Source organism: Cytobacillus sp. FSL W7-1323 (assembly GCF_038595015.1).
Lineage (GTDB): Bacteria > Bacillota > Bacilli > Bacillales > Cytobacillaceae > Cytobacillus > Cytobacillus kochii.
In genome coordinates, this window is record NZ_CP151998.1 from 1,100,625 (window position 1) to 1,127,179 (window position 26,555).

Annotated in this window: 31 protein-coding genes and 1 riboswitch; of the genes, 21 read left to right on the forward strand and 10 right to left on the reverse strand. The window is 36.2% G+C overall.

Annotation, left to right across the window (positions count from 1 at the left end):
* Positions 1-13: 13 nt before the first annotated feature.
* A complete protein-coding gene (cysC, locus tag MKX67_RS05750) occupies positions 14-610 on the reverse strand; it encodes an adenylyl-sulfate kinase (RefSeq protein ID WP_224935030.1) in 597 nt (198 codons plus the stop codon).
* 158 nt (positions 611-768) lie between these two features.
* On the opposite strand from cysC, the gene MKX67_RS05755 reads away from it, so the two are divergent.
* Positions 769-1,539: a sulfotransferase family 2 domain-containing protein gene (locus MKX67_RS05755; RefSeq protein WP_307318596.1), complete on the forward strand. Its 771-nt coding sequence runs from the start codon at positions 769-771 to the stop codon at positions 1,537-1,539.
* A gap of 68 nt (positions 1,540-1,607) precedes the next feature.
* On the opposite strand, the gene MKX67_RS05760 is transcribed toward MKX67_RS05755, so the two are convergent.
* On the reverse strand, positions 1,608-2,219 hold the full coding sequence (locus MKX67_RS05760) for a DUF3298 and DUF4163 domain-containing protein (protein WP_328199615.1): 612 nt from the start codon (positions 2,217-2,219) through the stop codon (positions 1,608-1,610).
* 109 nt (positions 2,220-2,328) lie between these two features.
* Between MKX67_RS05760 and MKX67_RS05765 the strand changes: the two genes are divergently transcribed.
* On the forward strand, positions 2,329-4,071 hold the full coding sequence (locus MKX67_RS05765; protein ID WP_307318593.1) for a helix-turn-helix domain-containing protein: 1,743 nt from the start codon (positions 2,329-2,331) through the stop codon (positions 4,069-4,071).
* A gap of 422 nt (positions 4,072-4,493) precedes the next feature.
* On the opposite strand, the gene queE is transcribed toward MKX67_RS05765, so the two are convergent.
* The 3 genes from queE to queC are packed head-to-tail and all read right to left on the reverse strand — an operon-like array spanning position 4,494 to position 6,335.
* A complete protein-coding gene (queE, locus tag MKX67_RS05770; protein ID WP_095370231.1) occupies positions 4,494-5,210 on the reverse strand; it encodes a 7-carboxy-7-deazaguanine synthase QueE in 717 nt (238 codons plus the stop codon).
* The gene (queD, locus tag MKX67_RS05775) at positions 5,203-5,679 is read right to left on the reverse strand and encodes a 6-carboxytetrahydropterin synthase QueD (RefSeq protein ID WP_341050195.1); all 477 of its coding nucleotides are present in this window, start codon (positions 5,677-5,679) and stop codon (positions 5,203-5,205) included. Before queD ends, queE begins: the two co-directional genes overlap by 8 nt.
* A complete protein-coding gene (gene queC / locus MKX67_RS05780) occupies positions 5,676-6,335 on the reverse strand; it encodes a 7-cyano-7-deazaguanine synthase QueC (protein ID WP_328199613.1) in 660 nt (219 codons plus the stop codon). The genes queD and queC overlap by 4 nt, the downstream gene beginning before the upstream one ends.
* A 52-nt stretch (positions 6,336-6,387) precedes the next feature.
* Positions 6,388-6,432, reverse strand: a riboswitch (PreQ1 riboswitch).
* A gap of 308 nt (positions 6,433-6,740) precedes the next feature.
* Here queC and MKX67_RS05785 point away from each other — a divergent pair.
* The 4 genes from MKX67_RS05785 (at position 6,741) to MKX67_RS05800 (ending at position 9,515) form a co-directional block, all read left to right on the forward strand.
* Positions 6,741-6,902, forward strand: coding sequence for an Lrp/AsnC ligand binding domain-containing protein (locus tag MKX67_RS05785; protein ID WP_233435349.1), 162 nt, complete (start codon positions 6,741-6,743; stop codon positions 6,900-6,902).
* A 359-nt stretch (positions 6,903-7,261) separates the two neighbouring features.
* Complete coding sequence (locus MKX67_RS05790; protein WP_342489017.1) at positions 7,262-8,500, forward strand: MFS transporter; 1,239 nt, start codon at positions 7,262-7,264, stop codon at positions 8,498-8,500.
* Between the two features lie 355 nt (positions 8,501-8,855).
* Positions 8,856-9,086: a hypothetical protein gene (locus MKX67_RS05795; protein WP_322909995.1), complete on the forward strand. Its 231-nt coding sequence runs from the start codon at positions 8,856-8,858 to the stop codon at positions 9,084-9,086.
* 54 nt (positions 9,087-9,140) lie between these two features.
* Positions 9,141-9,515 (forward strand): VOC family protein, encoded by a 375-nt coding sequence (locus tag MKX67_RS05800; protein WP_342489018.1) that lies wholly within the window; start codon positions 9,141-9,143, stop codon positions 9,513-9,515.
* Between the two features lie 46 nt (positions 9,516-9,561).
* Here MKX67_RS05800 and MKX67_RS05805 read toward each other — a convergent pair whose 3' ends face one another.
* A complete protein-coding gene (locus MKX67_RS05805; protein ID WP_095370226.1) occupies positions 9,562-10,770 on the reverse strand; it encodes a M20 family metallopeptidase in 1,209 nt (402 codons plus the stop codon).
* A 48-nt stretch (positions 10,771-10,818) separates the two neighbouring features.
* Positions 10,819-12,357, reverse strand: a complete 1,539-nt coding sequence (locus MKX67_RS05810; RefSeq protein WP_322909996.1) for an AbgT family transporter — start codon at positions 12,355-12,357, stop codon at positions 10,819-10,821.
* A 618-nt stretch (positions 12,358-12,975) separates the two neighbouring features.
* On the opposite strand from MKX67_RS05810, the gene MKX67_RS05815 reads away from it, so the two are divergent.
* The gene (locus MKX67_RS05815) at positions 12,976-13,599 is read left to right on the forward strand and encodes a DedA family protein (protein ID WP_251162903.1); all 624 of its coding nucleotides are present in this window, start codon (positions 12,976-12,978) and stop codon (positions 13,597-13,599) included.
* A 290-nt stretch (positions 13,600-13,889) separates the two neighbouring features.
* Positions 13,890-14,777 carry a hypothetical protein gene (locus MKX67_RS05820; protein ID WP_342489019.1) on the forward strand — a complete coding sequence of 296 codons (888 nt, stop codon included), beginning with the start codon at positions 13,890-13,892 and terminating at the stop codon, positions 14,775-14,777.
* Here MKX67_RS05820 and MKX67_RS05825 read toward each other — a convergent pair.
* Complete coding sequence (locus MKX67_RS05825; protein ID WP_341050203.1) at positions 14,751-15,233, reverse strand: N-acetyltransferase family protein; 483 nt, start codon at positions 15,231-15,233, stop codon at positions 14,751-14,753. The two genes, MKX67_RS05820 and MKX67_RS05825, sit on opposite strands and share 27 nt — an antisense overlap.
* Before the next feature lie 124 nt (positions 15,234-15,357).
* On the opposite strand from MKX67_RS05825, the gene MKX67_RS05830 reads away from it, so the two are divergent.
* The 6 genes from MKX67_RS05830 (at position 15,358) to MKX67_RS05855 (ending at position 18,861) form a co-directional block, all read left to right on the forward strand.
* The gene (locus MKX67_RS05830; RefSeq protein WP_289433103.1) at positions 15,358-16,227 is read left to right on the forward strand and encodes a R2-like ligand-binding oxidase; all 870 of its coding nucleotides are present in this window, start codon (positions 15,358-15,360) and stop codon (positions 16,225-16,227) included.
* Between the two features lie 190 nt (positions 16,228-16,417).
* Complete coding sequence (locus MKX67_RS05835) at positions 16,418-16,768, forward strand: hypothetical protein (protein ID WP_095370221.1); 351 nt, start codon at positions 16,418-16,420, stop codon at positions 16,766-16,768.
* Positions 16,769-16,774: 6 nt separating this feature from the next.
* Positions 16,775-17,410, forward strand: coding sequence for an HAD family hydrolase (locus MKX67_RS05840; RefSeq protein WP_340978156.1), 636 nt, complete (start codon positions 16,775-16,777; stop codon positions 17,408-17,410).
* 3 nt (positions 17,411-17,413) lie between these two features.
* Complete coding sequence (locus MKX67_RS05845) at positions 17,414-17,977, forward strand: DJ-1/PfpI family protein (protein WP_095370219.1); 564 nt, start codon at positions 17,414-17,416, stop codon at positions 17,975-17,977.
* A 79-nt stretch (positions 17,978-18,056) separates the two neighbouring features.
* The gene (locus tag MKX67_RS05850; protein ID WP_342489022.1) at positions 18,057-18,392 is read left to right on the forward strand and encodes a DnaJ family domain-containing protein; all 336 of its coding nucleotides are present in this window, start codon (positions 18,057-18,059) and stop codon (positions 18,390-18,392) included.
* A 76-nt stretch (positions 18,393-18,468) separates the two neighbouring features.
* Entirely contained in the window at positions 18,469-18,861 is a 393-nt protein-coding gene (locus MKX67_RS05855; protein WP_328199601.1) for a thiol-disulfide oxidoreductase DCC family protein, read from the forward strand.
* Between the two features lie 124 nt (positions 18,862-18,985).
* On the opposite strand, the gene MKX67_RS05860 is transcribed toward MKX67_RS05855, so the two are convergent.
* The gene (locus MKX67_RS05860; RefSeq protein ID WP_095370216.1) at positions 18,986-19,219 is read right to left on the reverse strand and encodes a DUF2651 family protein; all 234 of its coding nucleotides are present in this window, start codon (positions 19,217-19,219) and stop codon (positions 18,986-18,988) included.
* A 60-nt stretch (positions 19,220-19,279) separates the two neighbouring features.
* Positions 19,280-19,906, reverse strand: coding sequence for a metal-dependent hydrolase (locus MKX67_RS05865; protein ID WP_095370215.1), 627 nt, complete (start codon positions 19,904-19,906; stop codon positions 19,280-19,282).
* A 302-nt stretch (positions 19,907-20,208) separates the two neighbouring features.
* On the opposite strand from MKX67_RS05865, the gene MKX67_RS05870 reads away from it, so the two are divergent.
* From MKX67_RS05870 to MKX67_RS05900, 7 genes are all read left to right on the forward strand, one after another.
* Entirely contained in the window at positions 20,209-20,373 is a 165-nt protein-coding gene (locus MKX67_RS05870; RefSeq protein WP_157733768.1) for a hypothetical protein, read from the forward strand.
* A 37-nt stretch (positions 20,374-20,410) separates the two neighbouring features.
* Positions 20,411-21,070 carry an HAD family hydrolase gene (locus MKX67_RS05875; protein WP_095370214.1) on the forward strand — a complete coding sequence of 220 codons (660 nt, stop codon included), beginning with the start codon at positions 20,411-20,413 and terminating at the stop codon, positions 21,068-21,070.
* Positions 21,071-21,104: 34 nt separating this feature from the next.
* Positions 21,105-21,623 carry a YfiT family bacillithiol transferase gene (locus MKX67_RS05880; protein WP_341091763.1) on the forward strand — a complete coding sequence of 173 codons (519 nt, stop codon included), beginning with the start codon at positions 21,105-21,107 and terminating at the stop codon, positions 21,621-21,623.
* On the forward strand, positions 21,624-22,076 hold the full coding sequence (locus tag MKX67_RS05885) for a GNAT family N-acetyltransferase (RefSeq protein ID WP_095370212.1): 453 nt from the start codon (positions 21,624-21,626) through the stop codon (positions 22,074-22,076).
* 197 nt (positions 22,077-22,273) lie between these two features.
* On the forward strand, positions 22,274-23,317 hold the full coding sequence (locus MKX67_RS05890) for a metalloregulator ArsR/SmtB family transcription factor (protein WP_095373511.1): 1,044 nt from the start codon (positions 22,274-22,276) through the stop codon (positions 23,315-23,317).
* A gap of 25 nt (positions 23,318-23,342) precedes the next feature.
* Positions 23,343-23,882: a GNAT family protein gene (locus tag MKX67_RS05895; RefSeq protein WP_095370211.1), complete on the forward strand. Its 540-nt coding sequence runs from the start codon at positions 23,343-23,345 to the stop codon at positions 23,880-23,882.
* A 127-nt stretch (positions 23,883-24,009) separates the two neighbouring features.
* Complete coding sequence (locus MKX67_RS05900) at positions 24,010-26,379, forward strand: penicillin acylase family protein (protein ID WP_095370210.1); 2,370 nt, start codon at positions 24,010-24,012, stop codon at positions 26,377-26,379.
* The last annotated feature ends 176 nt before the right edge of the window (positions 26,380-26,555 follow it).

Sequence of the window (26,555 nt, forward strand, 5' to 3'; positions counted from 1 at the left end):
CATTATTCCTCCTTCACTTAAGTCGCTCAATTAAGTAGTTTACGAGTTCATTTGCACACTCTTCAGCTGATTTCGAGTTGGTCGAAATAACAAGGTCTGGAGACTGGGGAGGTTCATATATTTGATCGATGCCAGTAAAATTTTTGATTTCTCCTAAACGGGCTTTCTTGTAAAGTCCTTTAGGATCTCGCAATTCACATTCTTCTAAAGAACATTCCACATATATTTCAATAAACTCATCTTCGGTAAAAAGAAAGCGGGCTAGCTTTCGATCTTCCTCGAACGGGGAAATCAGTGCTGCCAAAACAACAATGCCTGCATCTACAAATAATTTGCCTATTTCAGCTGTACGGCGAATATTCTCTTTTCTATCTTCACTACTAAATCCTAAGTTTTTATTGATCCCGTGCCGTAAGTTATCACCATCTAATAGATAAGTACTCATATTTAATTCGTATAATTTAGTTTGTACAATGTTTGCTATGGTTGATTTACCAGAACCTGATAAACCAGTTAACCAAACCATACAACTTTTATGATTGTGTAATTTTTGCCGATTTTCTTTTGAGACTTGTGATTGAGACCAAGTGATGTGTTTTCTACTATCCATACAAAATAACCTCCAATCTGATATTTGTCTCACTTATTATTATGCATATGTATTTTCAGGTCAGCTTGTACAGGTCATTTGCCTGTAAATCACCAAATTCGTAACCGCTTATTCCCTTTCTCATATTCTATAAGTAGGAGAAAGGGGTTCGACGAACATTGACAAAAAGAATGCCTGAAATAGTAGCAAAAAATATGATGATGCCTTTTTATATCCCGCTTTTTTCTACCAACTTTCCATACGTTCTCTTATGGGTACCGAAAAACGGGTGCACAATTGTAAATAAGTGGTTTATGTACCATATTGGAGCTGCTGGGGATTTGTCTCAGTTGAATGTCGAAATGACGCATAACTATCGTGAATTTGTCCTTCGAAAACGATCAGGTTACGACGTTGAATTAAAAGAGGAACTTATAAATGGTGAAAAACCAATTGTGAAAATTGTTAGAAATCCATATAGGAGAGCGGTTAGTTCCTTTTATCATGCATTGAGTGGGGATTGGCTAATTAAACAATTAGGCAGTACTGTTCTAGAAGGTATGTCCTTTACAAGCTATCTCTTAAAATTGAAATCTTTCGGCGAAAGTATACATGAATTAGACAAACATATTGCACCTCAATATACCATTGGAGAGGAACAGACACCTATTCATTATGTGAGATTAGAGAATTTACAACACGAATTAATGGATTTAGAAAGAATTGCAGGGCTAAAAGCCTCTCCAATGAATGAGATTGCACGATCTTCACATCATTTTTCATCAAGAATGAAGCTAGAGGGTGATTATGCAAACAGAGTGATTAGTTTTGTCTATGATGAAGATTTACCTACAGTTAATAGTTTATTGAACGAAGAAACGAAGGCATTAGTAGAGGAAATCTTTGCGGTCGATCTGCATTTTTATGGATATAAGCTAGGGGAATATTGACTTTTTGGCTATCAAATGAAGAGATATCCTCAGTTGTGAGAAAAGTACATCTGAGGATTCCTTCTAATTTAAGAAAACATTTTACCTAACGGACCCTCATCATTAATCATATCTTGCAAAGAATAAAGTGAAATTGGGAAATAAATTGTCCCATAAACATATGGAAGTAAGCTATACACATCAAAGATTATGACCAATGTGAGGTCAGCGGTATAAAAGGATTGTGTATCTGTGATTCCGGGATAGGGTACGAGAAGGTCGGTGGTTAAACCTCTTTCCTGCAACTGCTGTTTGATTAGAGTGTTAAGCCTTACTTTGTAATTACTATCCTTTTTAAAGAGTTCTCCAAGTGTATATTGCTTACCAGTCAAACTGTTAAATGTTAACCCGCGTGTAAAAGTAAGGCCATGTGCACCCCCTGAGTATGAATAAACTGTAAGAGTTAAACTTAAGACACCTTTTTGGTTGTTTTTTAAGTCAAATCCACCAGTTAATTCAGTTTGTGGTTGTCCGTAACCTTGATCTTTCATTAATTGATTTAGGCTATCTGATATGGCATGATTCATTTTTTGTTGGGCAGCTGGTGGCGTGTAAGAAGATACTTGTGGTTTGAAAATATCTACACGATCATGTTTGATATGAATCGGTTGAATACCAACTGGTAATTTAAATGTATTCATCACATACACCTCCTAGGAACTAACATATGAAGGGGAATGAATCGTTATGTTGCGATGATAAGTTTTATATATGATAATAAAATGATGACAACAATTTAGGATGATAACTGTGTATGAAAATGAAAAAATAAAACAAAGATTAAATACATTTATCAACGTATCAAGAAATATTACATCGAATACGAGTTTAACAAAATTAGTACAAGAAATTATTGAGGCCGTTATTGAATCAATAGACAAGGCCGATGCGGGCTTCTTTCTTATATGGAATGAAGAGATGGAATATTTAGAAATAGAAGGAGCCTACAACTTTAAAGAGGAGATGTATTTACAAAATAAGCTTTTAGCAGGTGAAGGTATTAGTGGCTCTGTTTTTGAAGAGGGTTGTAGCAAAATGATTCATACGGCAGAGAAGATTAAAGAGGCAATGGGAAATATGCGTAATCAAACTTTGCATTATTATTTAGAGTCAACCGTACATGCAGCCATTCCTGTAAGTTGTATGTCTGTGCCATTGATTCATCAAAATAAGAAAATCGGTGTTTTAACGATAGATAATTTTAAAAACGATGGTTTTTTTAGTGATGAGGACTTAGCGTTCTTAGAAGCCATCGGTCACCAAATTGCAATTTCTATAGTAAATGCTAGAGCTTTTCAAGAAAAGGAAAAACAAACAAAAGAACTAGAAACCATTTTGTCTTTACATAATGAGTTGAATCATGTGGCTTTAAAAGGGGACGGTACATTTTCTTTAGTAAAGAAGCTAGCGGAAAAGTTCAGCGGATCGATTCTTTACTTTGATTCACTTTACCGCTTGAAAACATCTTATCCGCCTTCTGAAGATCATCATTTCTATATAAAAGAATGGTTAAAGAAAAATGCAAAGAAATTAAGTATTCCAAGATTGCTTGATATCTATAAAAAAGAAGAATGGGTAGGTCAAGCAATCGGGGTGATGTCTTCTTTCGGTACAATTGGTTTTTTGGTGGTAATTGAACAGGAGAAGGAATTAGATTTAATTGGTGAATTGGCTTTTAAGCACGCAGCATCTATTATGGCCATTGAACAAATGAAACAACAAGAACAAATGAAGCATCAACTCACGGAAAAAGAAGAATTATTAAAAGATATATTGAAAAATAACTTTACTCAAGAAGTACAAAGAGCTTTGAAGAGATATGGGATTAGTATTGAAGACAAGTGTATCTTTATTGGTATCGAACGGTTGATGAATGATGAAGTATTAGAGAGCTTTAGTTCAATAGAAAATCAGGTGAAAAGAGTATTTCAGGATCGCTTTCTAACTATTTGTTTTCCAGGTAGGGATATGGTTTATGTGATGCTCGCTTCTAAAGATTCTATGTTGAATAGGGAAGAAGAATTAAAAACGAGGTCAGAGAGACTTCAACGATATTATCATCCGAATTTAATATATATAGGACGACCTGTCGATTCATTAAGACAAGCTGACATTTCATTTAAAGATGTACAAATCATGCCTGATTTTTTAGTTGAGCAAGGAAAAAATTCCAGTAAAGTCATAGGGTTTAGAGAGATAGGGTATAGAAGATACTTAAACGATGTATCAGATGATGATGCTACTGCTTTTGTGATGATATTCTTAGAAGGGATTGTACAAGCAAATAAAAATGATTGGCTAAAAACGCTTATCGCATACTTACAAACAGATAAAAACGCAGTGAAAACAGCCGAAGAGATGCATCTACACCCTAATACAGTCTATTACCGCATTCAGCAAATAGAAGAGAAGCTTAATATTAATCTTGATTCATTGGAGGATTGTATGAATGTGAAAATAGCACTTGATCTTTATCAACTAAAGCATTTGTAAAATAAAAATAAATGAAAGGCTCTAGATAGTGAAGATTTACGTTAGCAATGGCAAGAAAGGTGTAAGTCTGCTGCAGAAAAAGTGATGCTAGGATAGTAATGAAAAATAAACACGAATGTCATTCTATGTTCGGTATGCAAAAACATGCTCCCTAAGTAGAATGCATTCGTGTTTGATTTTAAGGTGAAAAAAGTATATGTCTAATTAATTGTAATTTATGAGGTCTAAAGGCCCAAGAAGTCCATCCAGGAGGTCAAGGTCCTGGTAGCCCCACCAGATATATATCTAACCGGCGCCATGGTATATGTGTAACCATATAAGCGAGGTAGATACTATTTATGATTTGTTTGGTCATTGGATTCACCTCATTATTTCATATGGGTCATCAGATGAACCAATATGAAATAGGAGAAAAACAATCGTTAAACGCCGCGCTTATTTCCCCATATATATGTGTGTAATTGGGGGAGAACTCTTATATTTTTAAACTCACTATCATGCATTGTTTTCTCTAGTAACCATTCATATTTAGCTAGTAGGTTACTTCTTAGCACATCGTTATTGGTTGTCATGCTGTCATCGTTGCCAACTTGTAAGCAGAAGGAAAGTTTTGGATAGCGTAAGTGGACTTTTTTTGCATAAGCCAAATCTTCTTCATTAAAGACCACAACTTTTAAATTGGGTTGCTTTTCTTCAAGTTGAGCAATAATCTCATCTAGCTTATTGAAATCGGTTTCCATTTGTGAGCTTGGTGGTTTCGGGGATAATGTTAAAAAATCGATATCCTTAAACCAATCTTGCCACTTGCTACCTTGTGTTTCCAAAGCCGTCTGCACTTTTTTGTCTTTAAGAAGCGTCACTAATTCACCTAGGTTTTTTAGTAATGCTGGATTGCCTCCGGAAATAGTTACAAAATCAAAGTAATCTCCACCGATGTTTTTTAACTCATGCCAAATTTCTGTTGCTGTCATTTGTTTAATCAAATGTTTACTAGAACCATCCCAAGTAAATGAAGAGTCGCACCAAGTACAAGCGTAATCACATCCAGCAGTACGAACGAACATCGTTTTCTGGCCAATAACAATGCCTTCACCTTGAATGGTTGGTCCGAATATTTCCATTACAGGTATTTTACTCATCTTCCATCCACTCCCTTCTTACTTCAGCAAAGCTTGTAGGAGTTTCATAGAGTTTGACATATTCCACTCTAAGTTGTTGCGGGCTATCTACTAGTGATTCTTTCATTTTTTCGTAAACCCATACAACGATGTTTTCTGCTGTTGTATTCATGGGTGGTAGTGTTTCATTAATATATTTGTGATCGAGGTGAATTTCAATTTCTTCTTTCCAAAGTTGCTTAATATTTGCGAAATCAACAACGATTCCACGATCATCAGTAAAGCCACTAATACCGAATATGACTTCATAAGTATGACCATGTAGATTTTTACATTTCCCTTCATAAGCATGAAGATGATGGGCTGCATCAAATGTAAAGGATTTACTCACGAGTACCCTTTTGTGATGATATTTTAATTGGTCTTTCTGAATATCCTCATCTATTTTCTGGAGTTCCTCAACTATACGAAAGCCATATAAATCCTTCATGACATTTTCACCTGCAAATACTGAGTCAAGCCTTGCATTCTAAGCTCACAAGCAGGACATTCGCCACATCCGTCTGCAATGACACCATTGTAACAAGTTAGTGTTTTATTTCTAACATAATCAAGTTTGCCAAAATCATCAGCCATCGCCCATGTTTCCGCTTTGTTTAGCCACATAAGGGGCGTATGTATGACAAAGGGCCTTTCCATAGATAAATTTAAAGTGACATTTAATGATTTAATAAATTGATCACGACAATCCGGATAACCACTAAAATCTGTTTCGCATACACCTGTAATGATATGCCTTGCCCCTATTTGGTAAGCGAGAATGCCAGCGAAGGATAGAAATACTAAGTTTCTACCTGGTACGAAGGTTGAAGGTAATGCCCCATCTTCACCATTCTTGACATCGATATTTGATCGTGTCAACGCATTAGGCGCTAATTGATTTAGCAGTGTCATATCTAAAATATGATGTTCAATTTGTAAATCAGCTGTAATTGCCTTGGCGCAGTCAATCTCAATTGCATGCCTTTGGTTATAATCAAACGTTACAGCGACTACTTCAGTAAAATGTTCCAAAGCCCAGAATAAACAAGTAGTACTGTCTTGCCCGCCACTAAATACGACAATGGCTTTTTCATTCTTTTTCATAATTAATCTCCTTTTAAACAGAAAAACAGCACCACTAAGAAAATGGCGCTGTTTTTCCTTAGTTTTTTTGAGAGGGTTTAGCTAGAACCTCTACCGCTAAGCGGAATTTGACTTAAGTTGTCGCTAGTCATTATAACATAAATAATGAGCAGTATTCGTGTTTTTTAGGCTCTTTTCGCTTCGATTGTTGTTGTTCAGCAAAAATTCACTTAGTATTACCTTCAATTTACTAGGTAAGATATAAAAAATGAGAGAGTTAAGAAGCTTGAAGAAAAAGGGATAATAGTTGGCTATAAAGCAATCATTAATCCAAAAAAAGTAGAATAACCCATAAGGGCTTTTATACTATACGACAATACCAAATGTGAACAATTTGTAGAGTTTTGCAAAAATCATTCTAGTGTTATTGAATGTCATCAACTGGCTGGATCATATAATTATTTAATTAAAGTTTTAACTGATTCTGTCCAATCTTTGGAAAACTTTATTGATGCTTCCATGTCATTTGGACAGACCTCCACATTGATTAGACTCTCTTCACCTGTTGAGAGTAGATTAATACAGTAAGACTTTTTGATGAGAAAAAGTGCTGTATTATTGATCATCTTTTCCAATGTATTTGTTTTGATTATGGATATATTACTAAAGGCTCTCGTAAGTCATCATTGCAAGGTCATATACTCTTGTAGGGAGAATAAAAAGGGAATACAAAATTATATTAAAAATAGCAAATCTTATAAATGATATTGCCTTTTTAGCATTCCTTCTTCAGCTAACTTACTTTTTGTTCCATAAAAAACGAGGGCAACCCATAATTCCCCCAAGGCCCGTCCCATATAAAACTCTATGTTTACACTTTTTTGAAAGTCGAGAATAGATTACTATATTTATAAGATGGATAATTTGGCAAAAGAGGTGAAGTCCTGATGAAATTAAGGGAGCATAGAAGCTTTGTTCGTTTTTGGATTGCATCGACAACTTCAAGCTTTGGCACATATATTACAACTTTGGCTCTTCAGGTATTAGTGGTTAGTAATATGGGAGGCAGTGCTGTTGATGTTGGCTGGGTTTCAGCATCTAGATGGCTTCCGTATGTACTATTGGGATTAATAGCGGGGGTTTTGGTTGATCGTTTTCACCGAAAGACGGTATTGGTGGTAACAGATATAGGACGCGGCATGATTCTTACCTTCATTTGCTTTATGTCTATTACAGAAGTAATCAGTATTGGCTTACTCATGTTCCTGCTGGTGCTCTTTGGTACTTTGTCTCTTTTTAATGATTCTGCCTACCAGTCCTTTGTGCCACAATTAGTTCCTCGTCCTTTATTAACACGTGCAAATGCACGATTGGAACAAAGCTCAGCGGTTGCTGAAACGACCGGTCCAGCCATTGGGGGCGGACTTGTCTCATTGATTGGCGCACCATTTGCCCTTCTTTTTGATGCCTTATCGTATTTGTTTTCGAGTGTATTAATAGCATCAATTAAACACCAGACCTCAAAAAAAGTGAAGACTGGATCACTTGGTCAGCAAATCAAGGAAGGTTTGCGATGGGTTTATCAACACCAATACCTTCGTCCTCTCGCTCTAAACACCCACGCCTGGTTTCTCTTTCATAGCATGACGATGACGATTCTAGTATCCATTTTTTTAATTGAACTTGGCTTCGATGCCTTACTCTTAGGGTATGTCCTTGCCGCTGCAGGTGTTGGTGCTGTCGCAGGAACCTCACTATCTTCTCGAGCCGGGGTGCGCTTTGGTATCGGGCGTGCAATGGCTTTTTCTCGAATTCTCTATGGCCCAGCAGTGATCTTGATGGCTCTAGCTCCAGCAGCTAACAACTCCGATTCGTCGTACATAGCTCTCATGTTTGTGATTATAGGCCAGCTCTTTTATGGCTTTGCTATGGGAATTGAAGGTCCTCTTGAAATGGGATATCGACAATATGTCACGCCATCACATTTCCAAGGTCGTATGAATGCCACACTACGATCCATCAACCGTAGTGCAGTCGTTATTGGCGCTCCACTAGGAGGAACCCTCGCTGACGGACTAGGTTTCAAAACAGCTTTATGGATTTCGATAGGTGGCCTCATTTTATGCGGATTATGGTTTAGTCTTTCATCGATGCGAAAAGCTCGAATAGAAGACGCTGAAATCTAAAAAACTGCCGCGATAAATCTATAAATAATGCAAATACTACCTTAAAGTACCGTGTTTAAAAATTTCTATAATTTAAAGGCATGAGAATTCTATTTTTAACTTGCTTATTTCTTATGTCATTTTAATAATTTCCAGTTGATACCAAAGTATTTCTACATAAAAGCAACAATCTTTACGATTTAAAAAAGCAGAAGGGATAAAAAAGTCAATGCTATTCTTAATCTATTCTGAGGTACTTCATGAATAAAAGGGAAGGAGTTTTTTAGGAGAGAAGAGAAGTAAAGTATTCAGGAAAAGTCTATTAAAAAGATAAGAACTGGCTTTAAGATTGTTTCGTGAAAGATGGTGTAAAGGAATGAGGTGGAAGCTTAGAATTCCTTTAATCTTATTGACGATGGGGCTAATGTCTAAACTCTATCAACTATTCATAGGTAATGGTTCCTTTTTCAATAGCTTACTCTATATCTTCTTAACAGGTGGAGTGATTTTTATATTGGAACGAACGGGCATTAACAATCAGAAGGTACATTTTTCATTTGGTGTGCAGATTATAATTGCCGGTATATTGGTAGATTATTTCTCATAATAAGATATGATTTTTAGTAAAACGAATGCTCGTACTAAGATGGAGGTGTTTCTAATGAGTTTAACGATTGATAGTAAGATTAATAATGTTTTTATTCATGTATCGAACTTAAAGTACTCAGCCACATGGTATGCGACTTTGATGGGGTTAACAATTAATCAGGAAAAAATTCAATCTCCTGTATTTAATTTACCTGTTACAGGTGAAACAGGATTGACCCTTGATGATCATACAAAAGACCCAAGCTTTGTTTTTAAACCGGCTTCACATGCGATGTTTAATTTGTACACCAGTGATATTAATAAGGCTTATCAATTTGTCATCTCAAATGATATAAAAATAGTAAAAGAAATGGAATGGGTAGGTGATTTGGCTTATTTCCTCATTGCTGACCCTGATGAAAATGTATTGATGCTATGCAATAAGTAAAAAATGAACCCAGTTCGCAAAAAAGAAGCGGACTGGGTTCATTTTTTTATTTGGTTAGTGAATCTTGAGTTGTTTCTGTTGTTGCTCCTTCAAGAAACTTTAAAGCAGCTGTTCCTAGTGTTTTAGCTGCGATAAGAAGGGAGCGCTCATCAATATTAAATCGTGGGTGATGATGGGGATAGGTAATTTGCCAATTAGGATCCTGTGCCCCTGTAAAGAAGAATGCTCCTTTTACATGTTGGAGATAATAAGCGAAATCTTCTCCACCCATAAGCGGAGCACATTCTACTACTTCTGTTACTTCTTCAATTTCCTTAGAGATATTCGCAATAAAAGTTGCCTCTTCTGCATGGTTAACAACAGCGGGGTAGCCCCGTTTGTATTGGTAGTCATAAGTTGCCCCAAATAGCTGGCATGTTGAACTTAAATAGTTATCAAGCTCTTTTTCTATTAAATCACGTGTATCCTCATCAAAGGTTCTTACTGTACCGATTAGTTTAGCTGTATCAGCAATGACATTAAAAGGGTTTAATGCCTCAAAATGACCAACTGAGACGACTGCTGGATGAAGAGGGTTCGCTCGGCGAGAAACAATTTGCTGTGCACTTGCGACAAATTGGGAGCCAACCATCACTGCATCTTTTGTTAAATGTGGTTCAGATCCATGACCACCTTGTCCTTGGATGAGAATATCGAATTGGTCTGCTGCAGCCATAATAGGTCCTTCTTTAACTTGTATCGTGCCAAGAGGGAAGGTTGACCAAATATGTGTGCCAAATATGGCGTCAACACCATCTAAGCAACCATCTTCAATCATAGAAATTGCACCACCAGGGGCAATTTCTTCAGCGAATTGGTGAATAAAAACAATTGTTCCTTCAATGTCTTCCTGGATTTTATTAAGTGCTTTAGCTAAAACGAGTAAAGTTGCTGTGTGTCCGTCATGGCCACAAGCATGCATCGCACCGTCGATTTTTGATTTATATGGAAGGTCATTTTCTTCTTGAATGGCTAATGCATCGAAATCAGCTCGAAGCGCAACTGTTTTACCTGGTTTTCCACCACGAAGCGTAGCCACAACACCCCTGCCACCAACACCGGTACGGACGTCATGACCGAGGTTTTCATGATAATCGGCTATATAAGCAGGTGTTTTCACTTCTTGATACGAGATTTCAGGATATTCATGTAGAAACCGGCGGATAGAAATCATTTCTTCTTCGTACTCTTTTAATAAAGCAAATAATTTTTCCATTATGTGAACGCCTCTTTTCAAAAAGATTTAAATAATTGAATAGTATAATTATAGGAAAATTGAGTCACCAGGTCCAACTGGTAATCCAAGAAGGTACCAAATGGAGAACAGAATAATCCATCCGATGGCAAAACAAATTGAGTAAGGTAATAGGGCAGAGATTAATGTTCCAATCCCAATTGATTTATCATGCTTTCTAGCGAAAGATAATAAAATAGCAAAGTAGGCGAGCATTGGCGTAATCGGGTTCGTTATGGAATCACCAATACGGTAAGCCATTTGTGTAAATGCTGGACTATAACCTAAATACATAAACATTGGTACAAAAATAGTGGCTAAAAGTGCCCATTTGGCTGATGCACTGGCAATTAAAAGATTAATAAATGCACAAATAATAATAAAACCAATTAACATTGGTAATCCTGTGAAATTCATTGCTTGTAAGAGCTCAGCGCCTTTAATAGCAAGAATAGGACCAATATTACTCCAATTAAAGAAAGCAATCATTTGCGCTGCGACAAATGCCAATACAATAAATGGAGCTAAATCAGCAATGGATTTGAACATTTTATCTGCGACATCTTTATCAGATTTGATCGTCTTTGCTCCGATGCCGAAAGCAATAGCTGGTAGTAAGAATAAGAATAGCATAATCGGTACAATACCTGACATAAATGGACTATTGATAAAAGAACCTGTTTCAGCATCTCTTAACCATCCATTTTCAGGAATAACAGCGATAAGTAAAATGGCGATATAAGCAAAAACTGTGATACCAGCCCATTTTAATCCCCGTTTTTCAGCGCTTGTAATTTCTGCAATCGCTTCTACTTTACCATCGTATTTACTAAATCGTGGTTCGACAAACTTAACGGTTACCCACGTAGCTAGTCCAACGAGTAGAAAGGTTGAGGCAATCAAGAAATAATAGTTCATTGTCGGATTACCGATATAATTAGGATCGACCATTTTTGCAGCTTGTTCGGTAATACCAGCTAACAATACATCAAGTGAATTTAGTAGAATATTAGCTGAAAAACCACCACCAACTGCAGCATACGTAGCAATTAAACCTACTAGCGGGCTTCTGCCGACACTCATAAAGATAAGTGCAGCAATAGGTGGGAATACAATAAATGCTGCATCAGCGGCTACTCCACCCACAATTGCTGTAAAAAGAACGACTGGAAGGATGAGCTTCTTAGGTGCACTTAAAACTGATTTTTTCATAACAAGTTGTATAAGACCAGTGGCTTCTGCAACGCCTACGCCAAGCATAGTGACAAGTACTAGTCCTAGTGGAGCGAAGGTGGTGAAATTGCTAACCATATTGGTGAGAATCTGTTCTATCCCTGCTCGGTTGAGAAGATTAATTACTTCTATCGGTTCTCCAGAACTAGGGTCAGTAGCAGAAACACCAATCTTAGCAAGTAAAAAAGATAAAATAAGTATCATACCTGACATGATTACAAATAGTGTGATAGGATCTGGTAATTTATTTCCTGCTCTTTCAATGCTATCGAGGAATCGATCAGTTAATTTCTTTTTAGCAGGTAAAGGTGCTTGTTGTTTTGGAATTGCGCTCATATATACCCTCCTTGTTGATTAACTTTTTTGAAAATTATAAGGGTATTACGAGGAAAAAACTATGTGATGAACTCTAAAAAAAATATATTTATTTAGATTATACTACAAAATTATACACTTTCTGATGATTAAAAGAAGTAGACAAACCTACATATATCATAGGAAGTATGTAATTTCTAACACTTTATCTCACTAATGAATTTAAGTGGTGAAAAATATAAGACTATGGAAATTAAATAGTAAGTAATAAGGGTTTTCTTGTGAAAATTGTAATAAATGGTTAGAAGTTGAAACTTTCACTTGTGGGATTCGTACATCATTATGATGGGAGGGTGTTTGATTAATGAGGTTGATCAAAAGAAAAAAGAGCAAAAAGAAGAAAGAATCCATTTGGGATGTTTTATTTGAAATCGTCTTGTGGATCCCTGAGATTCTATTATGGCCATTAAGAGCTTTATTTTTTCTTGGAAGGAAAACCTACCATTTCTTTATTTCTAATTAAGGAATAAGGTTCTTACTTCCCTTTCTTTCTTTTTTCTTATAATATGGTATTGGTGAAAAGAATAGGACATTGTTTACAGCATGATAAACAGTTTATAAATAAAAGGTAGGTATAGGATGGAACAATTGATATTAGATCTTGTAAATTGGTTTAAAGATTTATCATATATAGGTATTTTTCTTGCTCTTTGTATCGAATTTATTCCGGCTGAAGTTGTTTTACCATTGGCTGGTTTTTGGGTGTCTGAAGGAGACATGTTATTCTGGGGTGTAGTCATTGCCGGCTCTTTAGGTGGTGTTGTCGGCCCGCTTACATTATATGCAGTGGGTCGTTACGGTGGTAGACCTATATTAGAGAAGTACGGCAAGTATTTTTTTATGTCCCCAGAGAATTTAGAGAAAGCGGATGCGTTTTTTGCTAAACACGGGGCATTTGTTGCTTTTTCTGCTCGTTTTCTTCCAGGGGTGAGAACAGTGATTTCTGTCCCTTGTGGGATGGCAAAAATGAATCCTTGGGTTTTCTCACTATATACATTATTAGCGATGACCCCGATTACATTCTTTTATGTTTACTTAGGTGTACAATTAGGCGAAAATTGGTCAGATGTAAAACCAATACTAAACCAATATCTTGTTCCAATAGGTATAGTACTCGTTATTTTGTTTGTCATCTATTTACTGATTAAAAGAAGGAAAAATCAAAAAGCAGAATCCCTTTCAGATTTCTTAGGAAAAAAATAAAAATGAAAAGCCGTGACCTCACTGATAGATTAGTGAGGTCATGGCTTTTTTATTTTAATAGCAAAAATTCTCGAAATTTAAAAGTCGATCAGTTATTTGCAGAATGTGACCAATCAGATTAGCAGGCACACAAGGAAACAGATACAAGTAGTGAATACGCGCAGAAAACAAAAAGAGAAGGAAAAGAATTGCGCGCAAGTAACGTATATGCGCATAAATGATAAGGAAAGGGAGGGAATTGCGCGCAAGTAACGTATACGCGCACAAGGCAAAAGAAAAAAGGCAGAGAATTGCGCGCAAGTATTGAATACGCGCACAAGACAAAAGAAAAAGGCAGAGAATTGCGCGCAAGTAATGTATACGCGCACAAGACAAAAGAAAAAGGCAGAGAATTGCGCGCAAGTAATGTATACGCGCACAAGGCAAAAGAAAAAGGCAGAGAATTGCGCGCAAGTAGTGAATACGCGCAAAAGACAAAAGAAAAAGGCAAAGAATTGCGCGCAAGTAGTGAATACGCGCAAAAGACAAAAGAAAAAGGCAAAGAATTGCGCGTAAGTAGTGAATACGCGCACAAGACAAAAGAAAAAGGCAAAGAATTGCGCGTAAGTAATGAATACGCGCAAAAGATAAAAGAAAAAGGCAAAGAATTGCGCGCAAGTAGTGAATACGCGCACAAGACAAAAGAAAAAGGCAGAGAATTGCGCGCAAGTATTGAATACGCGCAAAAGATAAAAGAAAAAGGCAAAGAATTGCGCGCAAGTAGTGAATACGCGCACAAGACAAAAGAAAAAGGCAGAGAATTGCGCGCAAGTAATGTATACGCGCACAAGACAAAAGAAAAAGGCAGAGAATTGCGCGCAAGTAATGTATACGCGCACAAGACAAAAGAAAAAGGCAGAGAATTGCGCGCAAGTAGTGTACACGCGCACAATTCAAAAGAAAAAGGCAGAGAACTGTGCGCAAATTATGTAAACGCGCAAAAGACAGGCAGAGAACATGCACAAGTCGTGTTTATATGCCAAGATTACAAGCAAAGTAGAGGATGCTATGGCATAAATAAAATGTATATCGATAGCTTGAGGTTTTTAAAAGGAGCTAGATCGACAGAAGGATTCTGTATAATTTATTTTTTTTCCATAAGTAGTCGAACTTCACTTATCTTTCTTTCTTCTTTCTAAAAGAATCACATCTCTCCATCCGTTTACATGCTTGGCGATTTTCTCACGGATTCCTACTTGGCGAAATCCGTGTTTTTTATGTAAAGAGAGACTTGCATGGTTTTGTGGAAAGATACTGGCTTGCAATGTCCAGATTCCATGCTTCTCACTTTCAATGATTAAATTTGATAATAATATTGAGCCAATCCCTGTTCCTTGATATCCATTGAGAATATAAATACTTATTTCCGCAACGCCCTTATATACCTCTCTATTCGAATAAGGAGTGAGGGCAGCCCAGCCAACCACTTGCTGTCCATCTTTAGCAACTAAACGAGCATAAGGTAAATGTTTCTCATGCCAGTTATGCCAGTTTGGTGTTTCCTGCTCGAAAGTAGCTAAGCCGCTATCTATCCCTTGTTGGTAGATCTCTTTTACTGATTCCCAGTCTTCAACTACTAATGATTCGATTTTCATAGCTATTCCCTCCTCTATATCTCCTATTTTTTAAAAAAAGTCTTTTTATAAAAGGAGATAATTGTTAATAGTGTAATATCTCTTATAAGAAAAAGATATCAATCATTTCTAAGGAGGAGTATAAATGAGGAGTTATGTATCGAAAAGTAAGCGAGGTATTAATCGTGAATCTCTCCCGTTTAAATTGTACGAGAAGGCAAAGAAATTTGGTGTGTGGGACCCTCGTGACATTGACTTTAGTCAAGATAAGAAAGATTGGCACACTTTATCAAAAGAACAACAGGATTCGATACTCAGACTAGTTGCCTTGTTCTATAGCGCTGAAGAGGCTGTAACAAAAGATATTCTGCCACTGATTTATGCGATATCAAAACAAGGTCAATTTGAAGAAGAAATGTATTTAACGACCTTTCTTTTTGAGGAAGCAAAACATACAGATTTCTTTCATTTGTTTTTAAAGGAAGTAGGTATAGAAAGAGATTTGAATAATTATCATTCAGAAGCATATTTAAATGTGTTTGATGAAATCCTTCCGCAAACGATGGAAAAGCTATTGGTAGATCAGACTCCACAAACAATAGCTGATGCAGCAGTTGTATACAATATGTTTGTTGAAGGTATATTGGCGGAAACAGGGTATTGGAATTTCTATGAAAACCTACAAGACTTAAAAAAACTACCAGGCTTACTTGAAGGGATATCTTATATTAAAAGAGATGAGTCGAGACATATTGGCTTCGGCACTTTTTTGCTACAACGTCTTATTACTGAAGATGACTCTATGTTTGATTATATTATGAATAAACTTCATCATCTCATGCCAATTGCCGAGGCAATTAATCAAATGCCTGAAGAAGTTAACCCATTTGGGGTGAAATTAGCAGATAGCCGAGCTTTTATGCTGAAGCAGTTACATGCAAGAATAGAAGTTTTACGTAGAGCGAAAGGTAAAACCTTAGAAGAAATTTATAAAATGGAACTTGTTGTAGAGTAGGATATGCTGTTCTTTTAAGCCGTTCATAAAGAATGGCTTTTTATTTTGAAAAGAGTAAATTCCTTCTTTATATTGAATTTAGTGACATGTTTTCTTAAGCTTGCTTTATATAAATAGAGGTTGGATATGAATGGATATGGATTGTTGAGTAGTGTTAGAATAAAGAATGAATCAATATAGAGAGGTCATTATGGATATATCTTACTTAGGATTAGCACTGGTAGAGTCATGGGGGATTGAAACGAGCACAAAATGGAAGATGGAGAATCCTGCTTTAGGACAATGTGGTGTCACAGCCTTAGTTGTTCAAGAATATTTAGGTGGAGAAATTGTGAAAACATTGATCGGCGAGATGTGGCATTTCTACAATAAAATAGGAGATAACTATATAGATTTTACAGTTAGCCAATTCGATCCTGCCATTGATTATAAGCCTGTTATTTCTAATAGACTGGAAGCATTTGAGGATACCAATATCAATCAGTATCGTTATTTAACAAAGGAAATGAACAATCGACTTTATTACTACTTAGAGAGGTAGGAAGAAATGATGGTAGATAGCCTTATTTTTGATTTAGATGGCACGTTATGGGATTCTAGAAAAACAGTTGCTGATTCATGGAATATCGTTATTCGAGAAGATGCAGAAGTGAAGAAAGAATTAACAGTAGCAGATTTAAAAGCAACAATGGGGCTAAGAATGCATGAAATTATGGAAAGACTGTTCCCTTATTTAAGTAAGGAGAAAAGAGAATCGTTATTAGAAGATCTTAGCAAAGAGGAACTAGAACATATCCGGAACTATGGAGGGACACTATACCCAAAAGTAGAGGAAACCTTGTCAGAGTTGGCTAAGACCTATCAATTGTTCATCGTAAGTAATTGCCAAGAAGGATATATTGAAGCGTTCTACGAGGCACATGGATTGGAAAAATATTTTCAGGACTTTGAAAACCCAGGAAGAACTGGATTATCTAAAGGGGAAAATATACAACTCATTATAAAGAGAAACAATCTACAGTCTCCCATTTATATTGGCGATACAGATGGAGATAGAGAAGCTGCAAAATATGCCGGAATACCTTTTGTGTATGCGAGTTATGGTTTTGGAGAAGTGATAGACAAAGATCAAATAATTGAACAATTTCAAGACCTACTACATATGAGGCTAGAGAGGGGATAGCTTATGAAAGCATTGGTCATATTATTCCCGGCATACGCTGATTTTGAAATTAGTCATAGTTTATTTTTACTTCGAAAAGTCGCAAAAATGGAAATTGTTACTACAACGGTTGATGGATCGCCAGTCACAAGTATTGGTGGTTTAAAAACAGCAATTGATGTCTCATTAGAAAATCTGAATATAAATGATTACCATTTTATTTTAATCCCCGGTGGTGATGGAATTGATAACGAGCTACTGAATAATAAATGGTTAATTCAGCAAATTCAATCAGCATTCCATTCACGTATACCGATTGCATCTATCTGTGCATCGGCATTAATTCTCGGAAAAGCAGGTATATTGTCTGGTGAGCAATTCACTTGTTTAGCACATACTTATGATAAGTATCAATCACTCTTTGAATCAAGCTTCTATACAGGACAACCAATTGAAGTAAGTAATCGCATAATTACGGCTAAAGGAACATCCTTTGCTGCTTTTGCAATTGCTGCGCTTAAACTAACTGGTGTGGAACTCACTGACCAAGAGTGGGAAAAATGGCGCCAGTTTTGCATGATAACATAGTATTTATTTGATATGAAGTAAATCAGAAGAAACTAGTAATCACTTATATATTGGTTTTGAAAGAAAAAACACAAGGGGTGTGTTATTTTTGGATGAACGTAATGATTTAATTGGTGATATGTTAAAAAGCAAAAAATCTACGCCACTGCCAGGACAAGGTAAACCACTTCCTAAAGGCTATCTACAGAGGGATATTTTTCAAAACTTCCAAAAAGTTGCCAAGGATGCTGGTTACTTACCTCCATGGTTAACACTTCAAAAGGAAATCGCAGTGCTTGTACATCAAGCACAAAGTAAACAAGATATTGCCACCATTAATGAAAAAATTAAAAAATACAATTCGATTTGTCCACCACAAATGCAGCGCTACCCAATTAGTCTAGAGGGGCTAGAAAAAGCAAAAATACTATGGTGAAAAAAGTCCACTCGAACAGATTCTTATTCGTTTGATAGTCAGCCTGTTATACTTGCAAGAAAAGGAGGCGATCATTTTGAGTAAAATTATATTATTCGATGGGGAATGCAATTTTTGTGATCAGAGTGTGCAGTTTATATTGAAGAGGGACCATCAGGGTGATTTTTATTTTGCCTCCTTACAAGGTGAAAACGGGCAATCTCTATTAAGAAAACATGAAATAGATCCTGCAACTGATAGTTTTATATATATAGAAGATGATCGTGCCTATGATCAATCAACTGCTGCAATTAAAGTATTGCAACAATTAAGGGGAATGTGGAAACTAATAGCTGTCTTCCGTATCATTCCAAAACCGATCAGAGATAAGATGTATCAATTTATTGCTAAGCGGAGATATAAGTGGTTTGGTAAAAAGGAAAGTTGCCGTTTACCCTCACCGGAAATTCGAAAAAGATTTCTAGATTAATCTGATTGATTGGTAATCAAAAAAATAGGCATACATTTCATTTTAATAACATATATTGTGGTTTAGTTGTTAAAAGACACGGTCAATCTACAAAAAAAAAACAGAAGGTGTTCTTCTGTTTTTTTTAAGCAGTTGGTTTATTAAAATACTTTGTTGTAAAGGAAGTTAAAATTGCAAGAACTGTGTACAATACTGTCCAAATCATAAAGGTTCCATTATAGATTGTAAAGGAGAGTAAAGTAAAGATAATTGCTGTTAATAAAGGAACGAGATACATATTCCGTTTTTTCCAAGCCACAAGAATAGAAGCGGCTAATACAATAGTTGGATAGATAAGTATGGTTAATACGAGTGTCATTTTAAATCGCCTCCATTATCTCTATACCCGAAAAATAAAAAAAGAACCATTTTCGGTTCTTTAAAATTCTTTTTGGGAGATAGGAAGAAATAATTTAATACCCCTACGATTAAAAGGAAGGAGTTTGGAGTCAAGCGCAAGATGACTAATATATCCCGTCATACAAGCAATATAAGCTCCATTTATGCCCGTCGATAATTGAAAAAAATCAGCAATAAAATGAAAGAATACTACACCTAAAATAGAATGAGTGTAACTCCTGTGTGGGACAAATGATGCTATAAGAATATAGCAGCCCATGAGCATAAGCCAAACTTCTCGTAATAATATTCCGCACACAATGACTCCTATCCCAGTAATGATAAGCATATGTCGCTGCTTTATATAGGAAGATAAAAGAAACATCGCAAGTCCAATCCCCATGCTTACCCATTGATCTAAGGCTGTAGCTTCATAAAAACTATAAAAAATAATTAACAATCCAATCATTTGCGCAGTTGCTTTAATAAATTTGTGAGAGAGGGTGATTTTATTTCTCAGTTTACCATCGATATCTAGATCTGGTAAAAGTGCAGATATTGTGCCAATACCAATAAGCGCTAATGTGGCCGATGGCGTTGCTTGGAGTGTATTTGCGGTCACAAAACCTGCAACAGCACCAATACTCGCATGAGCGGTACCATTCACTTTAATTCCACCTTTTTCTAAGTTGTCTTTTTCTATTCTACAATAAAACATCTGTTCTGTTTATCCTTTTTGCAGGAAAAATGTCAAATGAACAAGAATTTATGTTAAATACTTTAATTAATGGGAATCAACCTCTCTTTTTTTCATCTTTTAAAACAATTTTGCCATAAGGAAGGTTAGGTACGATCCTCTTTATGGGTAAATACATTAAAATAAGTGGAATAAAAGGTTATGGTCACAAGAATATTTAAACGAATGACTATCGTTTTTATGTTTAAGATACAAAAAAGAGGAGAGGGACAATGAACTGGACACATCCATTTGCACTGGCAGTATTAGCTTTCTGGGCGTCTTATTTTATGAATGATTCATTAAGCATCTCTTTATTAGTGGCGTTGGGTGGATTCATCATCGGTTTGATATTCTCATTATTGATCTTTAAGAAGGCAAAAAGAAAACATATATGACAAGGAACTAAGAATTTATATTCCTATGAAGAGGGTGATGACGATACAAGCGGTTTTATTTGATTTTGACGGTACATTAGCTAATACATTGCCACTGTGCATTTATTCATTGCAAGAAGTGTTTCTTAAATTTGATCAGCGAGAATTAGCTGTGAAAGAAGCAAAAGAGTGGTTAGGAAATTCTGAAAAGAAGATTATAGAAGAGCATTTAATAAGCAATCAGAAATTAGACGCAATAGAATATTATTATAATGTTTATAAGAACAACCATTCAAGGCTAGTAGATAATAATAGAGAAATTGACCATTTATTGTCTTATTTGAAAGAGGAAGGAATTAAGCTGGCGATCGTTACGGGGAAAGGGAGAAGAAGTCTGCAGATTTCTTTAGAATGTCTGCATATGACAACCATTTTTGACTGTATAGTTACGGGAGATGATGTAGTGCAAGCAGAACCTGATCCAGAAGGTATCACTCTAGCCTTATCCATGTTAGATGTACCGGCATCCGAGGTGATTTTTTTAGGGGATAGCAATTGTGATATCGAAGCAGGGTTAAAGGCGAATATTTATACAGCGGGTGTGCATTGGCTACCTGATGGTAAGACAACTGAATTTAAGGTGATACCAGATTCAGCTTTTTTAACGGTGGATGAATTTTTAGAATTTTTAAAATTAGGTGCTTTACACGAGAGTTAACAAAATAAATAGATGAATAGGAGGTAAGGAAGCAATGAGTATTCAATATCCAATAGGCGAATTTTCTGTATGTGAAAAGGAAATTAATGAGAACAAGATTAATACTTGGATAATGGAAATAGAGAAATTTCCGCGCCTACTCCGTAAAGTTGTAGAAGAGCTTACTGAAGATGAACTAAATATACCCTATAGAACAGGGGGATGGACAGTGCGGCAGCTCATTCACCATTTAGCAGATAGCCATTTAAATGCTTATTTAAGGGTAAAGTTAGCGTTAACAGAAGAAAATCCGATGATCAAGGATTATCAACAAGATCAATGGGCACGTTTAGAAGACTATCATCTACCAATTGAAGTGTCTTTAAGTATGATAGAAACTGTTCATTTGCGTTGGACTGTTGTGCTAAAAAGTTTGTCTATTCATGATTGGGAGCGCACGTTTGTTCATCCTGAATCGGGACAAATTTCCATTGGGAAAGCAATTGGAATGTATGCATGGCATGGGCGCCATCACCTTGCTCATATTACGACTAAGCATAAAGGTGAAAAATGAATGAAGGATAAAAAATGGGGAGAATTTACGATTTCTCTTAATAAATCATATTTAGATAGAGAGTTAATTTATCAGTTTTTACATAATGAAGCGTATTGGTCAATCAATATTCCTAGAGAAGTCGTGATGAAATCGATTGATGAAAGTAGGCTAGTTTTTGGGCTGTATAGAGGTAGGATCGACGGTGATTTTGAGCAAGTAGGGTTTGCAAGAGCAGTCACAGATTTATCTACATTTGCTTATCTATGTGATGTTTTTATTTTACCTCAATACAGAGGAAAAGGCCTTTCGAAATGGTTGGTCGAAACAATCATTTGGCATCCAGATTTACATGATATTCGTAAATTTATGTTGGCAACAAAGGATGCCCATTCGTTGTACGAAAGATTTGGGTTTGAAACAGTTGAATCACCTGATTTGATATTGCAAAGGGTAAGGAAAGTACCTTATTAATCGTTCTTTAGAAAGGTGTAATCGTTTGTGAAAAGGTTACTATTTACATGTTGAGATGCTTTTTTATACATTAACTAGTTCTTTTGGTATGGTAAATTACCATTATTATTAAAGCAATATTCTAAAAATATTGAATTATAAAGATGGAATCGATAAAATGTATAAATATAGAAATAGAAAAGGGGTGTCACATGAAAATGGAACTGATTAGACATACCATTCGTGCAAGAGAAACATATGAAGTGAAGATAGAGTCATCGTTATTATGGGAGTGTGCCCTCGGAATCGCAGCCGTGACAAATACGCGTTTAATTTCACATATGGAAAAGCCGATGGAGGAATGGGATAATATTAAAAAAAAATTATCAAACGAGCTCCTAAATGAACTAGATATCGTCCAAAAGCACAATACATGGAAGGCATTGCTACAATTATTACATCAAAAAGAATTTGATAGTTTACATATGTTTGTTGATTATATTAATCATTTATCAGATAGAACGTTACGCTTTATATGTTTACCTTATATCGGATCGGATTTCCAACAATTAAGGTGTGATGCTTCAACAACAGATGAAACAGCGATAAAAGATATGCAGGAAGTAACGGAAAATAATTCTTTCTTTCCAAAATATGTTGAATATATTAGCTCTTCAGATGCAGATTTTTTGAAAAGGCATTTGGTTACAGTAATGACAGGCTGGTATGAAGCAATTATCAAACCAGAAGAAAAGCAGCTACGAAACATTCTCGAAAAAGATAAAAAGCTAAAAGAGTCTATGTATAAAAAGATGACAGCTGAAGAATTAGTAGAATGGGCGACAGGAGGCATCATTTATCATCCCGAACCAAGTGTAAAGAATGTGATGCTCATTCCCCAATATACATACAGGCCGTGGAATATTGAAGCTGATATAGAAGAAACAAAAGTATTCTATTACTCAGTATCGGATGAGAGTATAAGAGATACGAAGCCCTATGCAGTTAATCCATCATTAGTTCTTAGATACAAGGCATTAGGCGATGAAACAAGAATGAGAATGGTGAAATTACTTTCTGAAGGCGAATGTAGTTTACAAGAAATAACGGAGCGGTTAGCACTTGGGAAAACAACAGCTCATCACCATTTAAAAATTTTAAAAACAGCAAAACTAGTCGATACTGAAACATCTAAATATAAATTAAAACAACAAGCACTCCATTGGATGAATGAGGAAATGGGCATCTATCTTTCACAATAATGTTGAAATCAGGTGAGGAACGATAATGATAAGGTTAAAGATTAACAACGAGCTAGAATTGAAGGGTTTTATGTATGAAGAGGCGGATGAACTATTTGCGCTTATTAATGAGAATCGTACATACTTACGCGAATGGCTTCCATGGGTAGATGGAACAAAATCTGTTCAAGATTCAAAAGCGTTTATTGACCATACAGTTGAACAAATGGATCGAAATACTGGCTTAACCGTTGGTATTAGAGAAAACGGAAAGTTAATCGGCATCATTGGCTATAATAAGTTGAATCATGCCAATCGGATAGGTACAATCGGGTATTGGCTTTCACAGCAGGCAGAAGGTAAAGGTGTGATGACAAAAGCTGTGCAAGCGATGATTTCCTACGGATTTACTCAGCTTAATTTAAATAAAGTAGAAATTCATGCTGCAGTTAAAAATAGTAAAAGTCGTCGTATACCTGAAAAGCTTGGTTTTGTATATGAAGGAACGATTAGAGATGGCGAATGGCTCTATCATTATTATGTTGACACAGTTATTTATGGTTTGTTGAAAAGAGAATATAAGTGATGAGCTACCATTGATGCAAGAACAAATTCTATTTAAAAGAATTTGTTCTTTTCTTTATGAATAGAGTAGGAAAAAGGATTTACTTCTAGAATCTTATTAAAGATAGAAAGTGGGTGGAGGATGAGAGATGGAAATTAAAACTGAGGCAAAGAAAAATGTAAGATGGAAGCGCTTGCTACTATGGATGGGAGGGAGTCTTCTTGGGCTCATTCTACTTGTAATCATTGGCGCTTATTATTTCTTGAATCGCCCGTTACCTCAAGTTAATGGTGATATTCAACTGAAAGGGTTACAACAAGCTGTTGAGGTGGTCCGAGATGAAATGGGTGTTCCTCATATAGAAGCAACGAATGAGTATGACCTTTACTTTTCCCAAGGATATGTACAAGCGCAAGATCGTCTATTTCAAATGGACTTAAGTAGGCGGCAGGCATCTGGGAGATTAAGTGAAGTAATTGGTGAATCGACAGTAGATACAGATAAGTATTTCCGTACCTTGGGCTTAAGAAGAGCAGCAGAAGAATCAGTAGCTGAATATTCAGATGAGGGGATGCGGGTATTAAATGCATTTGCAGACGGAGTAAATGCCTATATAGAGGAATTACATACCACTGGAAAGTGGCCAATAGAATTTACAATACTTGGCTATAAACCGGAAGCATGGAAACCAATTGACTCATTAACAATTGGTAAGTATATGGCCTTTGATTTGGGCGGACATTGGAAAGATCAAGCTTTTAGACAGTATCTGTTGCAAACATTTCCTGAAGAAAAAGCGTATGATTTATTTCCGACCTATCCAGAAGAGGCACCAACTATTATTACTAAAGAACAATTAGATTTTTCAACCGCCTTTGCTCAAGCTGTTATCCCACATGAATTCAATGGGAGTAACAATTGGGTGGTAAGCGGAGATAAAACGGCAACTGGCAAAAGTCTTTTAGCAGATGATCCCCATTTAGGGTTGGCGACTCCTTCTGTATGGTATCAAATGCACTTACAGTCTGATGAAGTGAATGTAGGTGGAGTGATATTTGCCGGAGTCCCTGGAATTATTTTAGGACATAACGAAAACATCGCATGGGGTGTGACTAATACTGGTCCTGATGTGCAAGATCTTTATATTGAAAAAAGAAATCCAGAAGATCCTCACTTGTTTCTTTATAACGACAAATGGGAGAAGGCTCAAGTGATAGCTGAGCCTATAAAGGTAAAGGATAGTGAAACAATTGATTATGAAGTCATAGAGACAAGACATGGGCCTATTATTTCAGAGTTTGCCGCCGATGCTGCTACTAGTGAAACGGCACTTTCATTACAGTGGACAGCATTAGAGGCAACGACAGAACTAGAGGCGATTTTAAATATGAATCACGCTGAAAATTGGAAAGAATTCGAAGAGGCATTAGCAGCTTTTGAAGCACCAGCACAAAATTTTGTTTTTACAGATCGAGAAGGAAATATTGCTTATAAGGCGAATGGAAAAATTCCTATCAGGAAAAAAGGAAATGGCCTATTACCTGTACCGGGATGGACAGATGAGTATGCTTGGGAAGGTGCGATTCCTTATGACGAATTACCAACTATCGTCAATCCGGAAGAAGGTTTTATTTCTACAGCCAATAATAAGGTGGTAGGAGATGATTACCGTTATCATATCAGTCACAATTGGGCGCAACCATATAGACAAATGCGTATTCAAGAAGTATTAAGTGGAAGCAATAAATTAACTGCAGAAAATATGATGGAACTACAAATGGATGAAAAGAACCTTCAGGCAGAAGAATTTGTGCCTGTGATGCTTAAGCAATTAGCAAACGAAAAAGGTGAGAACATCCAATCAGCCCTTGACATCTTATCGAAATGGGACTATCAAGATCATCAAGATCTTGCTGCTCCTTATATTTTTAATCGCTGGATGGTTGAAATAGGAGAAGCATTATTTGAAGAGCAGATTCCAAAAGAAACGTTAGAATTATTTGGTGGTAAAAGATCGGCTGTTGATCAGCTTCTGCGTAATGCATTTGCAGGTAACCCGGGGCCATGGGTGAAGGATGTAGGGGGCATTAATGAATTATTAGTTGTATCGTTAACGGAAACACTTTCACAAATACAGGAAGATGAAGGCGGCGATATGGCAAATTGGAACTGGGGAGATTATCACCAAGTTTCCTTCACACACCCGTTATCTAGCGTAGCTCCTTTAAATTATTTATTTAATTATCAAGGTAGTATGGCAACAGGAGGAAGTGCTGTCACTGTTAAGGCAGCTGCATTTAAAAATGATGGGACGGTGAATCACGGAGCATCATGGCGATTTGTTATGGATATGAACAATCCAATGCAGGCTTATCATATCGTCGGTCCAGGTCAATCTGGGCATGTATCGAGTGACTGGTATCAAAATCAAATGGCGGATTGGGTAGAGGGAGATTATCATAAGACTACTTTAGGGGAGCCTGAAGGGAAGAGACTACTCTTAACACCAGAAGAATGATTATCTAGGATTTTTGAGTTGATAAGAAGAAGATAAATCCAACGCATTTTTTTAATCGATTAAGATTTTACCCTTTTTAATATGTACGGACTAGAGACAGGTGAATGAGAAGAGAAATAGCCAGCTAAAATAACTTTTTGGCTGGCTAAAAAATGTAATTAAATGATTACAAAAGA

What these genes read in the sequence shown, in the direction of transcription:
- MKX67_RS05790 (WP_342489017.1), top strand. Translation starts at nt 7,262, where the DNA reads ATGAAATTAAGGGAGCATAGAAGCTTTGTTCGTTTTTGGATTGCATCG.
- MKX67_RS05805 (WP_095370226.1), bottom strand. Translation starts at nt 10,770, where the DNA reads ATGGAAAAATTATTTGCTTTATTAAAAGAGTACGAAGAAGAAATGATT.
- MKX67_RS05825 (WP_341050203.1), bottom strand. Translation starts at nt 15,233, where the DNA reads ATGAAAATCGAATCATTAGTAGTTGAAGACTGGGAATCAGTAAAAGAG.
- MKX67_RS05890 (WP_095373511.1), top strand. Translation starts at nt 22,274, where the DNA reads ATGGAACTGATTAGACATACCATTCGTGCAAGAGAAACATATGAAGTG.
- MKX67_RS05800 (WP_342489018.1), top strand. Translation starts at nt 9,141, where the DNA reads ATGAGTTTAACGATTGATAGTAAGATTAATAATGTTTTTATTCATGTA.
- MKX67_RS05835 (WP_095370221.1), top strand. Translation starts at nt 16,418, where the DNA reads ATGGATATATCTTACTTAGGATTAGCACTGGTAGAGTCATGGGGGATT.
- MKX67_RS05760 (WP_328199615.1), bottom strand. Translation starts at nt 2,219, where the DNA reads ATGAATACATTTAAATTACCAGTTGGTATTCAACCGATTCATATCAAA.
- MKX67_RS05810 (WP_322909996.1), bottom strand. Translation starts at nt 12,357, where the DNA reads ATGAGCGCAATTCCAAAACAACAAGCACCTTTACCTGCTAAAAAGAAA.
- MKX67_RS05870 (WP_157733768.1), top strand. Translation starts at nt 20,209, where the DNA reads ATGAACTGGACACATCCATTTGCACTGGCAGTATTAGCTTTCTGGGCG.
- MKX67_RS05880 (WP_341091763.1), top strand. Translation starts at nt 21,105, where the DNA reads ATGAGTATTCAATATCCAATAGGCGAATTTTCTGTATGTGAAAAGGAA.
- cysC (WP_224935030.1), bottom strand. Translation starts at nt 610, where the DNA reads ATGGATAGTAGAAAACACATCACTTGGTCTCAATCACAAGTCTCAAAA.
- MKX67_RS05885 (WP_095370212.1), top strand. Translation starts at nt 21,624, where the DNA reads ATGAAGGATAAAAAATGGGGAGAATTTACGATTTCTCTTAATAAATCA.
- MKX67_RS05900 (WP_095370210.1), top strand. Translation starts at nt 24,010, where the DNA reads ATGGAAATTAAAACTGAGGCAAAGAAAAATGTAAGATGGAAGCGCTTG.
- MKX67_RS05795 (WP_322909995.1), top strand. Translation starts at nt 8,856, where the DNA reads ATGAGGTGGAAGCTTAGAATTCCTTTAATCTTATTGACGATGGGGCTA.
- MKX67_RS05830 (WP_289433103.1), top strand. Translation starts at nt 15,358, where the DNA reads ATGAGGAGTTATGTATCGAAAAGTAAGCGAGGTATTAATCGTGAATCT.
- queC (WP_328199613.1), bottom strand. Translation starts at nt 6,335, where the DNA reads ATGAAAAAGAATGAAAAAGCCATTGTCGTATTTAGTGGCGGGCAAGAC.
- MKX67_RS05895 (WP_095370211.1), top strand. Translation starts at nt 23,343, where the DNA reads ATGATAAGGTTAAAGATTAACAACGAGCTAGAATTGAAGGGTTTTATG.
- queE (WP_095370231.1), bottom strand. Translation starts at nt 5,210, where the DNA reads ATGAGTAAAATACCTGTAATGGAAATATTCGGACCAACCATTCAAGGT.
- MKX67_RS05815 (WP_251162903.1), top strand. Translation starts at nt 12,976, where the DNA reads ATGGAACAATTGATATTAGATCTTGTAAATTGGTTTAAAGATTTATCA.
- MKX67_RS05845 (WP_095370219.1), top strand. Translation starts at nt 17,414, where the DNA reads ATGAAAGCATTGGTCATATTATTCCCGGCATACGCTGATTTTGAAATT.
- queD (WP_341050195.1), bottom strand. Translation starts at nt 5,679, where the DNA reads ATGAAGGATTTATATGGCTTTCGTATAGTTGAGGAACTCCAGAAAATA.
- MKX67_RS05860 (WP_095370216.1), bottom strand. Translation starts at nt 19,219, where the DNA reads ATGACACTCGTATTAACCATACTTATCTATCCAACTATTGTATTAGCC.
- MKX67_RS05875 (WP_095370214.1), top strand. Translation starts at nt 20,411, where the DNA reads ATGACGATACAAGCGGTTTTATTTGATTTTGACGGTACATTAGCTAAT.
- MKX67_RS05840 (WP_340978156.1), top strand. Translation starts at nt 16,775, where the DNA reads ATGATGGTAGATAGCCTTATTTTTGATTTAGATGGCACGTTATGGGAT.